The organism is Clostridium swellfunianum (assembly GCF_023656515.1).
GTDB lineage: Bacteria > Bacillota > Clostridia > Clostridiales > Clostridiaceae > Clostridium_AT > Clostridium_AT swellfunianum.
In genome coordinates this window covers 2,199,949-2,218,685 of the sequence record NZ_JAMOFV010000006.1, presented here as the reverse complement: position 1 = coordinate 2,218,685, position 18,737 = coordinate 2,199,949, and the positions used below count along the sequence as shown (strand labels likewise).

General features: G+C 34.5%; 17 protein-coding genes and 1 other annotated feature. Of the genes, 16 read left to right on the top strand and 1 reads right to left on the bottom strand.

From position 1 onward, the window contains the following. Positions 1 to 9: 9 nt before the first annotated feature. The 8 genes from NBE98_RS10390 (at position 10) to orr (ending at position 9,506) form a co-directional block, all read left to right on the top strand. Positions 10 to 1,377 carry a sigma-54 interaction domain-containing protein gene (locus NBE98_RS10390; protein ID WP_250814876.1) on the top strand — a complete coding sequence of 456 codons (1,368 nt, stop codon included), beginning with the start codon at positions 10 to 12 and terminating at the stop codon, positions 1,375 to 1,377. Between the two features lie 321 nt (positions 1,378 to 1,698). Then, positions 1,699 to 2,757: a 2,4-diaminopentanoate dehydrogenase gene (ord, locus tag NBE98_RS10385; protein ID WP_250814875.1), complete on the top strand. Its 1,059-nt coding sequence runs from the start codon at positions 1,699 to 1,701 to the stop codon at positions 2,755 to 2,757. Beyond that, positions 2,757 to 3,059, top strand: coding sequence for a 2-amino-4-oxopentanoate thiolase subunit OrtA (gene ortA / locus NBE98_RS10380; RefSeq protein ID WP_250814874.1), 303 nt, complete (start codon positions 2,757 to 2,759; stop codon positions 3,057 to 3,059). Before ord ends, ortA begins: the two co-directional genes overlap by 1 nt. Then, the gene (ortB, locus tag NBE98_RS10375; RefSeq protein ID WP_250814873.1) at positions 3,052 to 4,473 is read left to right on the top strand and encodes a 2-amino-4-oxopentanoate thiolase subunit OrtB; all 1,422 of its coding nucleotides are present in this window, start codon (positions 3,052 to 3,054) and stop codon (positions 4,471 to 4,473) included. Before ortA ends, ortB begins: the two co-directional genes overlap by 8 nt. After that, entirely contained in the window at positions 4,474 to 4,833 is a 360-nt protein-coding gene (locus tag NBE98_RS10370; RefSeq protein WP_250814872.1) for an ornithine aminomutase subunit alpha, read from the top strand. A 1-nt stretch (position 4,834) separates the two neighbouring features. Then, on the top strand, positions 4,835 to 7,015 hold the full coding sequence (oraE, locus tag NBE98_RS10365) for a D-ornithine 4,5-aminomutase subunit OraE (RefSeq protein WP_250814871.1): 2,181 nt from the start codon (positions 4,835 to 4,837) through the stop codon (positions 7,013 to 7,015). Between the two features lie 66 nt (positions 7,016 to 7,081). Beyond that, complete coding sequence (locus NBE98_RS10360; protein ID WP_250814870.1) at positions 7,082 to 8,413, top strand: GlmL-related ornithine degradation protein; 1,332 nt, start codon at positions 7,082 to 7,084, stop codon at positions 8,411 to 8,413. A 13-nt stretch (positions 8,414 to 8,426) separates the two neighbouring features. Further along, positions 8,427 to 9,506 (top strand): ornithine racemase Orr, encoded by a 1,080-nt coding sequence (gene orr, locus NBE98_RS10355; protein WP_250814869.1) that lies wholly within the window; start codon positions 8,427 to 8,429, stop codon positions 9,504 to 9,506. A gap of 52 nt (positions 9,507 to 9,558) precedes the next feature. On the opposite strand, the gene NBE98_RS10350 is transcribed toward orr, so the two are convergent. After that, positions 9,559 to 10,053, bottom strand: a complete 495-nt coding sequence (locus NBE98_RS10350) for a hydrogenase maturation protease (protein ID WP_250814868.1) — start codon at positions 10,051 to 10,053, stop codon at positions 9,559 to 9,561. A 158-nt stretch (positions 10,054 to 10,211) separates the two neighbouring features. On the opposite strand from NBE98_RS10350, the gene NBE98_RS10345 reads away from it, so the two are divergent. The 8 genes from NBE98_RS10345 to alaS all read left to right on the top strand — a co-directional run bounded on the left by NBE98_RS10345 (position 10,212) and on the right by alaS (position 18,702). Beyond that, positions 10,212 to 10,697 (top strand): methylated-DNA--[protein]-cysteine S-methyltransferase, encoded by a 486-nt coding sequence (locus NBE98_RS10345; protein WP_250814867.1) that lies wholly within the window; start codon positions 10,212 to 10,214, stop codon positions 10,695 to 10,697. A 33-nt stretch (positions 10,698 to 10,730) separates the two neighbouring features. After that, a complete protein-coding gene (locus NBE98_RS10340) occupies positions 10,731 to 11,990 on the top strand; it encodes a replication-associated recombination protein A (protein ID WP_250814866.1) in 1,260 nt (419 codons plus the stop codon). Between the two features lie 105 nt (positions 11,991 to 12,095). Further along, positions 12,096 to 12,518, top strand: a complete 423-nt coding sequence (locus tag NBE98_RS10335; RefSeq protein WP_250814865.1) for an RrF2 family transcriptional regulator — start codon at positions 12,096 to 12,098, stop codon at positions 12,516 to 12,518. Positions 12,519 to 12,533: 15 nt separating this feature from the next. After that, positions 12,534 to 13,718 carry a cysteine desulfurase NifS gene (gene nifS, locus NBE98_RS10330; RefSeq protein ID WP_250814864.1) on the top strand — a complete coding sequence of 395 codons (1,185 nt, stop codon included), beginning with the start codon at positions 12,534 to 12,536 and terminating at the stop codon, positions 13,716 to 13,718. After that, entirely contained in the window at positions 13,719 to 14,147 is a 429-nt protein-coding gene (gene nifU, locus NBE98_RS10325) for a Fe-S cluster assembly scaffold protein NifU (protein ID WP_250817536.1), read from the top strand. Positions 14,148 to 14,246: 99 nt separating this feature from the next. Continuing rightward, the gene (locus tag NBE98_RS10320; protein ID WP_250814863.1) at positions 14,247 to 14,756 is read left to right on the top strand and encodes a PRC-barrel domain-containing protein; all 510 of its coding nucleotides are present in this window, start codon (positions 14,247 to 14,249) and stop codon (positions 14,754 to 14,756) included. Then, positions 14,740 to 15,753: an AI-2E family transporter gene (locus tag NBE98_RS10315; protein ID WP_250814862.1), complete on the top strand. Its 1,014-nt coding sequence runs from the start codon at positions 14,740 to 14,742 to the stop codon at positions 15,751 to 15,753. Before NBE98_RS10320 ends, NBE98_RS10315 begins: the two co-directional genes overlap by 17 nt. Positions 15,754 to 15,810: 57 nt before the next feature. Then, positions 15,811 to 15,995, top strand: a binding site (T-box leader). Between the two features lie 67 nt (positions 15,996 to 16,062). Then, entirely contained in the window at positions 16,063 to 18,702 is a 2,640-nt protein-coding gene (alaS, locus tag NBE98_RS10310) for an alanine--tRNA ligase (RefSeq protein WP_250814861.1), read from the top strand. Positions 18,703 to 18,737: the final 35 nt, after the last annotated feature.

The window sequence follows — 18,737 nt, the reverse complement described above, 5'->3', positions numbered from 1 at the left end:
GGTGAATATATGAGTAAGGCTGAGATTATATTAAAGTGCTTGCTTGACAATTTAGATGAAGGTATTCACATAGTGGACAATAGAGGAAAAACAATTTACTACAACAAAGCTATGGGTATGGTTGAAGGACTAATTCCTAGTGAGGTTATAGGCAAAAGAGCAATAGAATTATTAAAAGGCGTAGAAGAAGATTCTTCTACGCTTATGAACGCTCTAAAAAAAGGGGAAAAATATATAGATGTTATTCAACAGTACAGCAGCAATATTGGAAAAAATATAACAGCAATAAATACTACAATTCCAGTAATCGCCTCTGAAGAAGTTATTGCAGCTATTGAAATTTCAAAGGACAGGACACAACTAAGAGAACTTAATGAAAAGATCTGCAGGCTTCAAGGTATAAACAATATCAAGGGAAGATTTTACACATTTAAAGACATAATAGGAAGCAGCGAAAAAATACGAACTGCAATTACTAAAGCTATGAAGGCTAGTTTAACTAATTCATCTGTACTCATATATGGTGAAACAGGCTGCGGCAAGGAATTGTTTGCACAGAGCATCCATTATAATGGATTAAGAAAAGATAAAGCTTTTATTGATATAAATTGTGCTGCTATTCCAAGTAATTTGCTTGAAAGCATGCTTTTTGGAACAGTGAAAGGTAGTTTTACTGGAGCGGAAAACAAAAGGGGACTTTTTGAAGAAGCTAAGGGAGGAACAATCTTGCTTGATGAGATAAATTCAATGGATACTACATTGCAATCAAAATTATTGCGAGTGCTGCAGGAAGGCTACATAAGACCAATAGGAAGCAATGTTTTGGTTGATATTGATATAAGAATTATTGCGACTTTAAATGAGGCACCTGAAAAGCTTATAAAGGAAGGAAAGCTGAGAAAGGATTTTTATTATCGACTAGGTGTAATAAGGATAGATATACCTCCTCTTAGAGAAAGGCCACAAGATATTAATGAGCTAACAGCACAATTTATAAGTTTCTATAACAAATTATTGGGAAAAAACATAGCAGGAATTCATGAAGAGGTATTGGATATTTTTTTAAAGTATAGCTGGCCTGGTAATATTAGAGAATTAAAGAACACTATTGAGGCTTCAATGAATATGATAGATGATGGTCCATATATAACAAGAGAGTATGTAGAACAAAGACTGGCAAGGAATTTTATTAGCAATGGTAATTATACTGCTGGAATGGAAGAATTTCCAATAGAGCAATATTTAGAGAACTTGGAGAAGAAAATAATTAATGAGGCTTTAAATAGATACGGGAATAATATATCAAAAACCTCTGCATATTTAAAAATTTCCAGGCAGAACCTTCAATATAAGATAAAAAAATATAATCTGCTGTAAAATCGGCAGTATAATGCAAAAAAATTTGCACTAATTTGAACTATTCAATATATTAAAGCAAGCAGGCTGCATTTAAATTATATGCAAAATATTTTGCATATTTTTAGTTACTATCTCATATGTAAAATTATTAATGATATTTTTATAAAAAATGTATAAATAAAACCTTTTGGCATAAAATATTCCTTTTGCTAAGAGGTTTTTTATTTTTAACTGATATTTTAAGCGATTAAAATATCAGTTAAGTATAGAAATGCATATAAATTGGCTTGATTCTTGCTAGTGAAATATATATGAAGGAATATTTTAGGGGGATATAACATGGAAAATGTGAAAATTATTATATGCGGTTTAGGAGCAATGGGGTGTGGCATAGCTAAAATGCTTCTTGATAAAAAAGGAATTAGTATTATTGCCTGTATTGACAATAATTCAAATAAGGTTGGTAAGGATTTAGGAGAAGTGCTGGGGCTTCAAGAGAATCTAAGCATAGATATTAGCAACAATTTTAATAAAACAATTAAAGAAACAAAAGCAGATATAGTGATTCTAGCCATAGATTCTTTTATAAAGAACATTTATCCATATATAAAGACAATTGTAGAAAATAAAATGAATTGCATAACAATAGCAGAGGAAATGGCCTATCCTTATACTGCTGACGAGGATTTAGCAAAAGATTTAGACAGGCTTGCAAAAGAAAATGGAGTATCTATTTTAGGAACAGGAGTTAATCCGGGCTTTGTTTTAGACACCCTTATAATAACTCTGTCAGCTGCCTGCAGAAGGGTTCAATCAATATGCGCTTCAAGAGTTAATGATCTTTCTCCTTTTGGTACTACTGTTATGAGATCTCAAGGTGTAGGAACTACTGTTGAAAAATTTGAAAATGGCATTAGCGATGGATCAATAGTTGGCCACGTTGGTTTTAGGCAATCAATACCTATGATTGCAAAGGCCTTAGGTATTGAAATTGACGATATTATTGAAACAAGGGAACCAATAATTTCTAATACTTATAGGGAAACACCTTATGTAAAAGTAGAACCAGGTATGGTAGCAGGCTGTTCTCATACAGGTTATGGCATGAAAAATGGAAAAGCAGTCATTACACTGGAGCATCCTCAGCAGATTCATCCTGGGAGTGAGGGAGTAGACACAGGCGACTATATATATATTAAAGGAGATCCTGATATGCATCTTTCTATAAAACCTGAAACTCCAGGAGGAATAGGAACTATAGCTGTTGCAGTGAACATGATACCTCAGGTAATAGCAAGTATGCCAGGATTAAAGACAATGGTGGATTTGCCGCTGCCTCATGCTTTAGAAAACAGTTTTGCAGAAGCAGTAAAGTACTATAAGGAGGGTGATAAGTAATGATTCCAAAAGGAAGTTTTGTTGAAATTGAGCAGGTAATTTTAGAGGCTGAGAGTAGAGCAGAAAATGTTCCTAAGGATACTAAAAAAACCTCTCTAAAGCTTTGGGCAAAGGGATGGCTTTTGGACGATGCTGAAATTGGAAGCAAAGCTAGAATAAAAACTGTAAATAGAAGGACCTTGGAAGGAATATTAATTGAGGTTAATCCTAGGTATAGCCATGATTTTGGCGAAGTTATACCCGAGGTGGCATATATAGGTGTTCAAGCAAAGAAGTTGTTGTGGGGTGATGACGATGAGTGAATATAACAACATTATGCAGCGGAAAAATGAGATAATGCTTAAATCTGTAGGAATAGATTATTCTAATTACGAAACTGGGTCCATATCCTTTGACTACGAGAGGATGATGAGAGATTCAGGGTATTCTTTGTCAGAAGTAATGAAAATACAAGAAGATGCAGGGGTTGGAAACACACCTCTTCTTGAACTGAGAAATATTACTGCTTTGGCAAGGAGAGTTTCTAAGACAGGGAAAGCAGCTAGGATATTTATTAAAGATGAAAGTTGCAATCCATCAGGAAGCTTTAAAGATAGAAGAGCTTCTATTTCTGTTTATGATGCTAAAGTTAGGGGTTATAAAGGAATAGCTTCAGCAACCTCTGGAAATTATGGAGCAGCAGTTGCGTCACAAGCTGCTGCAAGAGGTCTTAAAAGTATAATCGTTCAAGAATGCTATGATTCGAACAAAATAGGTCAACCGGAAATACTTGAAAAAACAAGAAAATGTGAATGCTTAGGAGCAGAGGTTTTAAGATTGACTGTAGGTCCAGAACTTTTTTATACATTCCTAAAAGTTTTAGATGAGACTAGTTTTTACAACGCTTCGTTGTACTCTGTATATGGAATATTAGGAATTGAATCTTTAGGCTATGAAATAGCAACAGGCTGTAGAGAAAAGCTTGGGAAGGATCCTGATGCTGTTGTTATTACACATGCAGGTGGAGGAAACGTTACTGGTACCGCAAGAGGACTTAAGAAAGCTGGAGCAATAGGCACAAAAATAGTTGGTGCTTCTGTAGATTTAACAGGACTCCATATGGCCTCTGACAAAGATTTCAATAGAAAATCCTTCACTACAGGACATACTGGTTTTGGAATACCCTTTATGACATGGCCTGATAGGTCAGATGTACCAAGGAGCGCAGCAAGGCCATTAAGGTATCTTGACAGATATGTTACTGTTACCCAGGGTGAGGTGTTTTATATGACTGAACTTTTAGCACAAATAGAGGGACTGGAAAGAGGACCAGCAGGAAATACTTCGCTAGCAGCAGCTTTCATTATTGCCCAGGAAATGGAAGATGAACAAATAATTGTTATACAGGAAACAGAATATACAGGAGCGGGAAAACATCTTCTTTCTCAGTTAAGTTTTGCTAAAAAAAATGGTATTGATATAAAAATAGGGAACCCCTCAGCAGAAATTCCTGGAGCAAATATTATACTGCCCGAACATCCGTCAATGTTGGCTGTTAAAGAAATGGATTTGAACTATTATAAAAAATCTTATGTGGTAAATGTTATAAAACATAAAAATACAAATTTATTAGATAAAATAGATCTGAATTTTTTATGCGAGGAAACAAAAATGGATAGATTGTGCATGTTAGAACTATTATCGAACATGAATGTATATGTCAGGGAGGTATTATAGATGAAAAGAGAAGATGATTTTGAAAAGAGAAGAGAACATGTTAAAAATTTAAGGGATGAAGAATTATACGATAGATTTTGGAATCTTACTGAGCAAATAGTAAAGCCTATGGTGGAATTGGCATATAACCATACTAGCCCAGCTGTTGAGAGATCGGTGCTTTTAAGGATGGGATTTTCTAGTATCCAAGCTGGCAACCTTGTTAAAGAAGGTATAAAGTATAAACTTATGGGAAAAGGAATGGGAAATGTTGTACTGGCATATTCAAAGCTGAAAAATATTTCATATCTTGAAGCTGGAGAAGAGCTTAGCAGAGGAATAGGCTGGGACGTAGTTATAAAGGTATTTAGGGGTGAATAAGATGATGCAAAGAAATAAAAAGTTGAATATTGATGAAATATTGAAAGATTTGGAGAATTACGCTCCTAAAAGAAGAGGCTGGCATTGGAGAGAAGATTACTCGGATAAGATTGGAGAATTCCAGTACAAAGAAGTATCAAAGCCACTCAAAGACAGTCACCCACTTCCAGCTGCGCGCAGTTTTAACAACATCGATCCTCAGCCCAAACCTGTCATAACAACAGAAATTGCTTCAGGACGTTTTGAAGATGATATAAGAAGAATGAGGATGGCCGCTTGGCATGGAGCAGATCATATAATGGTTATACGAACTGCAGGGCAAAGCCATTTCGATGGGCTTGTAGAAGGTTCACCTGAAGGTGTAGGTGGAATTGCAGTTACAAGAAAGCAAGTTCGAGCTACCAGAAAAGCCTTGGATTTAATCGAAGAAGAAGTTGGAAGAAAAATCAACTTTCACTCTTATGTGTCAGGAGTGGCAGGACCAGATATAGCAGTTATGTTCGCAGAAGAAGGAGTTAACGGAGCACACCAAGACCCTCAATATAATGTGTTATATAGAAATATAAACATGATTCGTTCATTTGTTGATGCAGCAGTTGCAAAAAAACTAATGAACTGGGCAGGCATGCTTCAGATTGATGGAGCACATAATGCAAATGCAACAGCTATGAAGGGCTATAAAGTAATGCCTGAGCTTATGGTGCAGCATGCTATAAATAGCAAGTTTTCAGAACTCGTTGGTATGAAAAAGGAAAACATAGCATTATCAACAGTTCCGCCTACTTCAGCACCTGCACCATGCATAAGGATAGATCTTCCCTATGCAGTTGCATTGAGAGATTTATTCAAGGATTATAAGATGAGAGCTCAGATGAATACAAAATATATTGAATCCTGCACAAGAGAAGCAACTGTAGGACACACTTTAAATTTAATGATATCTAAACTAACCTCAGCAGATATTCAAAGTACAATTACACCTGATGAGGGAAGAAACGTACCTTGGCATTATAATAATATGCATGCTATTAACACAGCAAAGCAGGCTTTAATTGGTATGGATGGGCTCATGGATATGATAGAGCTTAAGAAAGATGGCTATCTTCCAGAAAAAGTTAGAGAACTAAAGGAAAGAGCAGTGCTTTTTCTTGAAGAGATAATTGAACACGGAGGATACTTTAAAGCAGTTGAAGATGGCTTTTTTGTTGATTCGGGCGAATACCCGCAAAGAAATGGCGATGGTATTGCCAGAAGAATAGACGGCGGTATAGCTGCAGACTCAATTTTTCCAAGAGAAAAAGATTACTTTGCTCCAGTATGCGCTCATTTTGGTTATAACAATATACCAGTAGAATATGCACAAGCTTGTGATGCGATTGAAGGATGCACTCTATGCAGACATGAAAAGATAAAATTTATTGATGAGCTGGATGAAAACGATAATGTATACAAGAGATTGGAAAACTTAAAAGAAAATAATACAGTTATGCCTGAGGTTCAATGGAAAAAAGATGGCTTTCTGTCAGTGACTATGTTCATACCTGAAAGTGAACTAATAAGTGAGGCAGCTGCAATAGAAATCGGGAAAAATATGAACTTAACTGAAGTTGAAGTTATTCATAAGCAGGTAATGCAGGAAGCTGAAGGGACTTTAGTTGAAATAAAAGGTAAGGTTAATTTCTCAGTAGATAAGCAGAAACTTAAAATAGCAGAGCCCAAAAAAGTTTTAGGCGAGGATTTTATAAGAGAATATATAAAACAGCATCCAGTTAAAATTGTGGCAGGGACAGTTGGGGAGGATGAACACTCAGTAGGTCTTAGAGAAATAATCGATATTAAGCATGGCGGAGTTGAAAAGTATGGTATTCATTGCGAGTATTTAGGTACATCTTGTCCTATAGAAAAGCTTATCGATGCTGCTGTAGAAACTAATGCACAGGTTGTTATGGCAAGTACAATTATTACTCACAATGATATTCATATAAAGAATATGAAAAAGCTTCATGATCTCTGTGTGGAAAAAGGTGTTCGAGATAGACTAATACTTATTTCAGGGGGAACTCAAGTAAATGATGAAATAGCAAAAGCAAATGGAATGGATGCAGGCTTTGGTAGAGGAACCAATGGAAACCATGTAGCTACTTTTATTGTAGAGGAGTTTCAAAGGAGACAAGATAGCTAGTAAATATTTATATATTCATGAGTTTATAAAACAAAATAGGCAATATGCTTAATGGAAGGAGGAGCTATGAGAATAGACTACCTAGTATCCGAGATAGGGAGTACTACGACTGTTACTACTGGTTTCAAGCTTAATAAAAGCAGCATTGAGATAATAGGACAGGGCAAAAGCTACACCACAGTGCAGGAAGGCGATGTTAATATAGGACTTAGAAAGTCTATTGAAGATTTGGAATCTCAAATAGGTGAGTGCATAATCTGGAATAGGATGTTAGCTGCCAGCAGTGCAGCAGGTGGATTAAAAATTACAGTTCACGGGTTAGTTGAAGATATGACTGTTAAGGCTGCAAAGGAAGCTGCTCTTGGAGCTGGAGGTAATATAAAGCTAGTTACTGCAGGGAAACTTAGAAGCAGCGATATAAAAAGAATAAAGCAAATAGAACCAAACCTCATTATGATAGCTGGAGGAACAGATTTTGGAGAGAGAGAAACTGCTTTATATAATTCTGAAGTATTAAGCAGGGAAATGCTAAATAAGCCTATAGTATACTGTGGAAATTCAGCAAACCATGAAGAGGTAAGAGAGCTTTTTAAGGGGCAGGAGCTTTATATAGTGGATAATGTTTATCCTAAAATTGACGAGCTTAATGTGGAACCTTCAAGAAAGATTATTCAAAAGGCCTTTGAGAATAATATCACTAGGGCACCTGGAATGAATCAAATTAAGGATATGGTTAATGGTACAATTATGCCCACACCAGGAGCTGTAATGGAGAGTGCAAAGTTGCTGCATGAAATCTTAGGGGATGTACTAGTACTCGATGTGGGAGGTGCTACAACGGATGTTCATTCTGTAACTGAAGGAAGCTCTGAGATATTGGATATACTTATTAGTCCTGAGCCTGTGGCAAAGCGAACAGTAGAAGGAGATTTGGGTGTATATGTTAATAGCGGCAATATAATAGATTTACTTGATTTAAGAGATCTGAAAAGCGTTAACAAACAATTTATAACTGATAATATAAAATCAATTCCCTCCACTAAACAAGAGATAGATTGCAGTTTAATACTGACCAAAAAGGCTTTAGAAATAGCATTGAATAGACATGTTGGATATCTAAAAAGAAACTATGGTGCTAGCAAGCAGATTGTAGCTTACGGCAAAGATTTGTCTAAAATTAAATATATTATAGGTACTGGTGGAGCACTTACAAGACTGCCAGATGGGCAAAAGCTTTTAAGAGAAATTAGATATAATAAAGAGGATTTGACCATGCTTCCAAGAGCAAGTGCAGAAGTATTTCTAGATAGAAATTATATAATGGCTTGTGCTGGAGTATTGAGTAAAGAAAATAAAGCAGCAGCATTAATATTGCTAAGACAGAGCTTGGGGATATAAGTCAGGGGGAAATATGAAAAAAAAATATCCTTGCATAGAAATAAATTTGAACAAGATAATTCACAACACAAAAAAAATTGTAGATATATGCAAAAGCAAGGAAATCCACATTGTGGGTGTAAGCAAAGTGTTTGGAGCAAAAAAGCCAATAGTTGAAGCTATGTTGAGAGGTGGAATAGAAATTATTGGAGACTCCAGGATTGAGAACCTAAAAAGAATTGGTGGTTTAAAGTGTAGAAAAATGCTCCTAAGAATACCTATGGAAAGCCAAGCTGTAGAGATAATCAAATATTGTGATATAAGTTTAAATTCAGAAATTGATACTGTTAAAAAACTTTCCGATGCAGCCAGAAGGCTTAATAAAATTCATCACATAATATTGATGGTTGACTTAGGAGATTTGAGAGAAGGAATTTTAGAGAAAGATGTACTTCAAATGGTAACCAGCATAAATCGAATGCCAAATATAAGGCTTTGCGGTATAGGTACAAACTTGACTTGTTATGGTGGAGTTATACCAGATAAAGATAATTTAGGAAGGCTAATGGAGTTAAGAAAGAAAATCGAGAAATCTTATGGCTTAAGGCTTCCAATAATTTCTGGAGGAAATTCCAGCAGTCTTTATGCAATTTTAAACAATACTATACCTAAAGGAATTAACCAGTTAAGAATTGGAGAAGCCATTGTACTTGGACGAGAAACTGCTTTTGGCAATCATATAACCGGCTGCTATAGGGATTCCTTCATTCTGAAAGGCGAAATTATTGAAATTAAAGAAAAACCATCGGTCCCTGTTGGAACAATAGGAATAGATGCTTTTGGTCAAATTCCAAAATTTGAAGATAAGGGAATTATTAAGAGGGCAATTATTGCATTAGGAAGACAGGATATAGTACCTGAAGGCATAGAGAGTGTTAATACAAGTGTTAAGGTGCTCGGCGCCAGCAGTGATCATCTTATAGTGGACATAACAAATTGCAATATTAATTATAATATTGGAGACGTTATAGATTTTTATATGGACTACGGCTGTATTCTTAGAGTTATGACATCTCCTTATGTGAAGAAATATTATGTTGAATTAAAACCTTAAATTTAAGCCAGCGAATAGAAAAGTATTCTGCTGGCTTATAAACTCAAAAATACTATACAATTCTAACAGTGTTTTCAACAAGATTTGAAGCTGCATCATTAGGGCGGGCTTTTAGTTCTATAACTAAACTTTTTATCTTTTCACACAGTAATGGAAACCTATCTTGAAGTTGTTTGCTTAACTGCAAATCAAAATCTATATTATTCACTTCTATGCCAATTAAATAACCAGTTAGATGTTCAGAATTATCTAATAGTCTTATTAAGCTTAGGTCATGCTGAGTCAAAGAATGATTAATATATAAGCTGTTTTTATTTAAAGGTACTAAGGTTATAGTGCCGGGTTCTATTCCATAACAAGTGGCATCCAAAAGTAAGATATAATCATTAATTTTCATATTTTCAAAACAAAAATCTACATCTGTTTCTCCAATAATTACATCAATACCCAGCAAGTTGAGCTCATCACTTAATTTTTCAGCAATTTTAATCGCTATTCCTTCATCGCCCATAAGTCTATTCCCCACAGCTATTAGCTTTGCTTTCACAAAATAACCTCCAAAACATTTTACTTATAAAGTATATGATTATATATTCAGTAAAATTAATTTTTTACAGTTAACATTAGTTGTTTTGAAAGCACTTTTTATAGTAAAATGTTTGAATAAGGCAAAATTAATATTTAATAAAATCTGGAGGTACATCCATGAAGCTTTACTATGATAGTTACGATTGTTTAATTGGCAGGATATATATAGTTTCAGACGAGTTAGGGGCTAGAAATATTGAAATAGTTGAAGAAAAGTGGCAAGAGTTTGCATCGAAAAATGATGTTCAAAAAAGCTCAAGCAAATGTTATGATACACTTAAACAAGTAGATGAATACTTTTTGGGGAAGAGAAGGAACTTTGAATTAAGGCTTTCTATAGAAGGAACTGAATTTCGAAAACGAGTTTGGAAAGAATTAATGAATATTCCTTATGGTGAAGTAATCAGCTATTCCCAGTTAGCTGAAGCTATAGGTAATCCTAAGGCAGTTCGTGCTGTTGGGCAGGCTAATAGGGCAAATCCTCTACCTATTATAGTTCCTTGTCATAGGGTAGTAGGAAAAGATAAAAGCCTTGTGGGTTATGCTGGTACAAGGACAGATATTAAAGATAAGCTGTTAAAGCTTGAAGGCATAATATTATAAAAACGCTATGCAGCATATTGGTGGTGATTTACAATGGATTTATTTACTATGGCAATGAATAAAAATATTAATAATAAGCCATTAGCAGAAAGAATGAGACCTAGAAATTTGGATGAATTCTTTGGTCAAAAACATATTATTGGTGAAGGAAAACTTTTAAGAAGACTTATAAAAAATGATAGTTTGACTTCTATAATATTATATGGACCTCCTGGAGTTGGAAAGACAACCCTTGCCCATATAATATCAAAGGAAACAAAATGCGAGTTTGTAAAGCTCAATGCAACAACAATTGGGGTCAAAGAGATAAGAGAATATATAGACAAAGCTGAAGATCTTTTAAAAATGTATAATAAGAAGACTATTTTTTTTATTGATGAAATACATGCTCTTAAAAAGGGCGCACAGCAGGATTCTCTATTGGATGCTTTGGAGAAGGGAATAGCCATTCTTATAGGAGCTACTACGGAAAATCCATACTTCCAATTAAATGGGGCTCTTTTAAGCAGAGCAAAGGTATTTCAACTTGAACCTCTAACTCTTAAAGATATAAAAGAGATTTTGGAGAACATTTTAAAAGACAAAGAAAGAGGCTATGGGTCAATAAAGATACATGCAGATCCTCAAGCGTTATATCATATAGCTGAACTTGGCGGCGGGGATGCGAGAAGTGCAATTAATGCATTAGAACTTTCTGTGCTTTCATCACAAAAGAACAGTCAAGGTGTAATTGTGATAGATAAGACTGTAATAGAAGAAGCAATGCAAAAATCGGTTGTTAACTATGACTCAACAGGAGATAATCATTACGATATTATTTCAGCGTTTATAAAAAGCATTAGGGGGTCTGATGCTGATGCTGGATTATACTGGTTCGGGCGAATGCTTGCTGGAGGTGAAGATCCTAGGTTTATTGTAAGAAGACTTTTAATATTGGCTTCAGAAGACATAGGTATGGCAGATCCTAATGCAATGGTTATTGCTATGGCTGCAAGTAATGCTCTTCAAATGGTAGGGTTACCTGAGGCAGCAATCCCAATTGCTCAAGCTATAATTTATTTGGCGAAAGCACCAAAGTCAAATGCGGTGTGTGAGGCTGTGTTTAAGGCTATGGAAGAAGGAAAGAAATATCAATTCAGGGTTCCTGTTCATCTTAGAGATGCCCACTATAAAGGGGCTGATGAATTAGGGCATAAGGGTTATAAATATCCTCATGATTATCCAGGACATTATGTTGAACAGGAATATTTTCCAAATGAAATGGGAAAACATACATACTATGTTGAGGATTAATTTGCATATTTATTCTGTTTTAGGGCATTGTTGACATGATTACTCGGATTTGTTATTATAAATTTGAATGTATAGAGAAACACTCAAATTTAAAGGAGTGATTTGATGAAACTTTCTACAAAGGGACGTTACGGTGTGAAAGCCATGGTTGATTTAGCTATTCACTTTGGAGGCGACCCAGTATCCATTAAAAGTATATCTGAGAGACAGAGTATTTCGGAATATTATTTAGAACAGTTATTTTCGCCTCTTAGGAAGGCGAACTTGATTAAAAGCGTAAGAGGAGCTCAGGGAGGTTATGTTTTAAGCAAAGCACCAAAGAATATAACTGTAGCTGAGATTATGGAAATTCTTGAAGGACCTATTGAAATTTCAAACTGCCTGGATGATAAAAGTTGTAATAATTTAGACTGTTGTGCTACTAGACTTCTGTGGGCTAAAATCAAAAACAGTATAGATAGTGTAACAAAATCTACAACACTGCAGGATATCTTAGACGACTATAATAATATGAACGGGTGTATTTAAAAGGAGAGAAACATAATGAATAAGCCAATTTATATGGATTATGCTGCTACAACTTATGTAAAACCTGAAGTTTTGGAAGAAATGCTTCCTTACTTTACTGAGCACTTTGGAAATCCATCTTCTGTATATTCTTTATCTAGAGAAACTAGAAAAGCTATAGACACAGCAAGAGACAGGGTTGCGAAAGCTATCAATGCTGAAGCTAATGAAATATACTTTACAGGCGGCGGATCAGAAGCAGATAATTGGGCGCTAAAAGGGGTTGCTTTTGCTAACATAAACAAAGGAAACCATATTATTACTACAACTATTGAGCATCATGCTATTCTTCATGCTTGTGAGTATCTAGAAAAGCATGGATTTGAAGTTACTTATCTTTCAGTTGATGAATATGGTGCTGTAAATATTAAGGAATTGGAAGCAGCTATTACAGATAAAACTATTTTAGTTTCTATAATGTTTGCAAATAATGAGATAGGATCTATTCAACCTATTAAAGATATTGGAAAGCTTTGCAGAGAAAAGAAGATATTATTCCACACAGATGCTGTTCAGGCTGTTGGAAATATTGAAATCGACGTTAAGGAAATGAATATAGATTTACTGTCCATGGCTGCACATAAAATATACGGTCCTAAGGGAACTGGAGCGTTATATATAAGAAAAGGTGTAAGAATAGATAATCTAGTACACGGCGGAGGACAAGAAAGAGCTAGAAGAGCTGGTACTGAAAATGTAGCAGGTATTGTTGGCTTTGGAAAAGCTATAGAAAGTGCTGTATTAAACATGGAAGAGCATTCTAAAAAACTTTCAGCTCTTAGAGACAGACTTATAGAAGGACTCCTTAAAATTTCACATACAAGATTAAATGGACCTCGTTATGAAAATAGACTACCTGGAAATGTAAATGTTTGTTTTAGATTTATAGAAGGTGAGGCAATACTTCTGCTGTTGGATGCTATGGGTATATGTGCTTCTAGCGGAAGTGCTTGTACGTCTGGTTCCTTGGATCCATCACATGTACTTTTAGCTATTGGACTGCCACATGAAATAGCGCATGGCTCTCTAAGACTGAGCTTAGGAGATACAAACACTGAAGAAGAAGTAGATTATGTAATTGAAACAGTTGAAAAGGTAGTTAAGAGACTTAGAGAGATGTCACCACTTTGGGATGACTTTTTAAAGAAAGGGGATCAATAAATAATGTACAGCGAAAAGGTTATGGATCATTTTATGAATCCAAGAAATGTGGGAGAAATTCCTGACGCAAATGGTGTTGGAGAAGTCGGTAATGCCAAGTGTGGCGACATTATGAAAGTGTATTTAAAGATAGAAGACGATATAATAGTGGATGCCAAATTTAAAACTTTTGGCTGTGGTTCAGCTATTGCTTCTTCAAGTATGGCAACAGAACTTATAAAGGGAAAGACAGTAGAAGAGGCTTGGAAGCTTACTAATAAAGCTGTTGCTGAAGCTCTAGATGGACTTCCACCTGTAAAGATGCACTGTTCAGTGCTTGCAGAGGAAGCTATTCATAAGGCTATAAACGAATATAGAAAATCCGCTGGTTTAGAACTTTGGGATTATAAAGAGCACGACGATATACACGATCAGGTACATGGCGAATAATTATGAAAGTATAACTCTGTAAAAGGGTTATATTTTTTTATTTTTTGGGAAACATATAAGATAGTTTTTCTTAAATAAAAATAATTTTATGAGGTTCTTATGTTTAAGACTAAAGATTTTATGCTTATGGATGTAGTTGATATAAGAGGTAAGAAAATAGGATTTATCAATGATATTATAATTGATTTTAAAAAGGGAGATGTGAAAGGATTTGTTGTTTCTTCCTACAGTTTTTTTCAAAAGACTCTATGTGTACTGAAGGAAGATATAGTTTCGTTTAATAAATCTATGATAGTTAGCAGGGTTTTAAAAGATAAGTTGTTTACATTTTCCAAAATAAAAGGCATGGATATTATAAACTGTAGTGGTAATATTTTAGGAATGGCTGAGGATATATTATTTCATGAGTTTACTTTTAAGATACAAGGTCTAGTAGTGTCCACTGGATTTATTAAAAATTTATTAGTAGGTAAGAAAATATTATTAGTTAATAGCTTTATAATTGGTGAACAGAGCATTCTATATTATTCTGCGAAAAGTAAAGTGGAATTTATAAGTGTACCTCACAAATTATTTGCAGAAGAGAATCAAAATGAAAAGACTATATAATTATTTAATAATTATTTTAATATCTATACTTGTTATATATTTGTCAATTAAAAGTCCGGTGGTAAAAGAACTTTATTATTTATTATGCATATCCTTTGTAATAGCGTATTCCTTAAGACCTTTATTACTTGTGCTTGTACATAAGGGCTTTAATAAAAGATTTGCGGTTATTCTTATTTTAACAATCTTTGTTGCAATAGCTGTAGGCGCTGTTGTAGTTGTAATTCCATCATTGTTTAAAGAAAGTCTGAATATAAACAATACTTTGCTAAAGATTCAGCTTTTTGTTGAAAACTTATATGAAAGAATAAAACCAATAAGCAGCAATAAAACTGTTTATGTAATTCTTGATTCTATATATACGAAAAGTAACAGCATGCTGATAGATATGTTCAATAAAGTATTTAATTACATATTAAGTTTAGGCGAAAATATGTTGTCACTTGCTGTTGTGCCACTCGTAGTTTATTATTTCCTAGCTGACAGTGATGTTATTTTTAATAGAATTCTTGTTATATTCCCGTCTAAATCACGAAATATGATCAAAAAAATAATTGGCGATATAGATAAGATACTAGGAAGATACATAATAAGTCAGTTTGTTCTTTGTGCTATTATAGGTGTGCTGACTTTTGTAGTACTAATAGTTTTGCACGTTGATTTTCCAATTATATTATCAGTACTAAATGCACTTTTTAATATAATACCTTATTTTGGACCGTTATTTGGAGGTCTTCCTGCTGTTATGGTGGCATTATTATATTCAGGCAAGACTGCTCTTTGGACTGCGGCTTGGCTGTATTTAATTCAACAGATTGAAGGCAATATAATATCTCCTAAGATAACAGGCGATAGCGTAAGCATGCATCCACTAGTTGTTATAATATTATTAATTGTTGGTGGAAAGCTTGGAGGCTTTTTAGGAATGGTATTGGCAGTGCCTATTGGTGTTGTAATAAAGATAATATATGAAGACTTAAATTATTATCTTTTCTAAAGAGGGCTAGATTATTGACAGATGGTACATTTTAACTTATAATCTTAATAAAATAAATACAAGACAATGAAGAGAAGGAGTAAGTTTATCTAGGCATTAAGAGAGGAAGTGGTCGGTGAAAACTTCTTGATGGATATTTTGAAGCAGTCTCTGAGTCATATTTTAAGAAGTGATATAACTATACTAATGCATACTATAGTTATATAATTAGGGTGGTACCACGGAATGCTTTCGTCCCTTTTGGGAATGAAAGCTTTTTATTTGCTTAAAATATAAAAAGTATTACATAGAATGAATGGAGGAATTTATATGAGAAAAATGGGTTTAAATGAAATTAGAGAAGAATATTTAAAGTTTTTTGAGAGCAAAGACCACTTAAGACTACCAAGCTTTTCTTTGGTGCCACAAAGCGATAAAAGTCTGCTTTTAATAAATGCAGGTATGGCTCCCTTAAAGCCTTATTTTACTGGTCTTCAAGTGCCTCCAAGCAAAAAGATAACAACCTGTCAAAAATGTATCAGGACAGGTGATATTGATAATGTAGGGAAGACTTCAAGACATGGTACATTTTTTGAAATGCTTGGAAATTTCTCTTTTGGTGACTATTTTAAAAATGAAATTATTCCATGGGCTTGGGAGTTCGTAACTGAGGTGTTAGGAGTTCCCAAGGATAAACTTTATGCTACAATATATCTCGAAGATGATGAAGCTTATGAAATCTGGGCTAATAAGACAGATATAGATCCTTCTAGAATATTCAGACTTGGCAAGGATGATAATTTCTGGGAAATTGGTCAGGGACCTTGCGGGCCTTGCTCAGAAATACACTTTGATAGAGGAAATGGAAAAATAAACACAGTTGAAGAATTTTTAAAGTCAGCCGAGGAAGATAGAGTTGTAGAGTTTTGGAACTTAGTTTTTACTCAGTTTGACAAAGATGAAGAAGGTGTTTATCATAGGCTTCCTAATCCTAATATAGATACTGGTATGGGGCTTGAGAGAATTGCAACCATAATGCAGGGTGTTAATAATATATTCGAGGTTGATACTATAAAGAGCATATTGGATGAGGTATGCAAACTTGCTAATGTAAAGTATGGAGATATTAATAAAAACGACGTCTCCATAAGGATAATTACAGATCATATAAGAAGCATGACTTTCATGATAAGTGATGGAGTGCTGCCATCTAACGAAGGAAGAGGCTATGTATTAAGAAGAATACTAAGAAGAGCAGCTAGGCATGGAAGACTTTTAGGTATAAGCAGTACATTCTTGCATGAACTTTGTGATGTTGCTATAGAAAACTCTAAAGATGCTTATCCTGAACTTAAAGAAAAAAGAGACTTTATTAAAAAAGTCATTAAGCTTGAAGAAGAGAGATTTGAGGAGACAATAGACAGCGGGATCCAAATACTAAAAGATTTTATCGAAGAACTACAAAACAAAGGAATTAACACTTTAGCCGGGGATAAAGCCTTCAAACTATACGACACCTATGGATTTCCGTTAGAACTGACTCTTGAAATACTAGAAGAAAAGAGCATGTCTGTAGATATTGATAGTTTTAATAGAGAGATGCAAAGCCAGAGGGAAAGAGCCAGAGCTGCAAGGGAAGAGTCTAACTACATGGGAAGTGAAGATAGTATTTTAAATAGAATTCCTTCAGAATTAAATACCGCTTTTGTTGGCTATGATTCATTGGTATGTGAATCTAAGGTAAGTCTTTTAATCAAGGACGAAGAATTTGTATCACTTTTAAAAGAAGGAGATAAAGGAATAATAATTACAGAGGAAACTCCTTTCTATGCTGAGATGGGTGGTCAAGTTGGAGATAAAGGTTTAATTGCTTCAAATACCTTTAAAGCAGAGGTTTTAGACTGCAAGAAAAATATATTAGGAAAAACACTTCACTTTGTCAATATAATAGAAGGTAGTGTGGAATTAAATAGTAATGTAACTCTTAAAGTTGATGAAGCAAGAAGAAACAGTATTAGAAAAAACCATACAGCTACCCATATGCTTCATGAAGCTCTTAAGCTTGTTCTAGGTGAGCATGTAAATCAAGCAGGCTCTTATGTAGATGACTCTAGATTAAGGTTTGACTTCACTCATTTTTCTGCTGTATCTGAAGAAGAACTTAAGAAAATAGAGCATATAGTAAATGAGAATATAATGAAGGTTTATAGTGTTGATACAAATATAATGTCTATTGACGAAGCAAAACAAAGCGGTGCTGTAGCATTGTTTGATGAAAAATATAAGGATGAGGTTAGAGTTGTAGCAGTAGGTGACTTCAGTAAGGAACTTTGCGGAGGAACTCACGTAAAAAATTCTGGTGAAATTGGGTTATTTAGAATCGTATCTGAAGCTGGAGTTGCAGCAGGTGTAAGAAGAATTGAAGCTGTTAGTGGTCTAAATGCATTAAACTATATTGAAGAAAAAAATGAACTGCTTAAAGAAGCTGCAGTTTCCTTAAGATGTTTAGAGAGAGACGTAATAAATAAAATACTATCACAAGCTGCAGAGTTGAAAGAAAAAGAGAAAGAAATACTGGAATTAAAAAGGAAAATCGCTGGATCTGTTGAAGAAAAATTGTTAAACAATGTAAAAGAAGTCAAAGGAGTTAAATTAGTTGCAGCAGCGCTTAAGGATATAGATGGAGATTCCTTAAGGGATCTTGCAGATAAAATTAGGGATAATATAAAAGACGGAGTTGTAGTTTTAGGAAGTGCTTATAGTGGCAAAGTGCAGCTAGTTGCAATGGCATCTAAAACTGCTGTAAACAAGGGTGTTCATTGTGGCAAGATAGTTAAAGAGGTAGCAGCTGTAACAGGTGGAGGCGGAGGCGGAAGACCTGATATGGCACAAGCAGGTGGAAAGCTTCCTGAAAAATTAGAAGAAGCCTTAAATATAGTTGAGCAGATTTTGGATACTTTAGTTAAATAGTGTACTTTTAATTAAAAATGGTTTATAATATATTT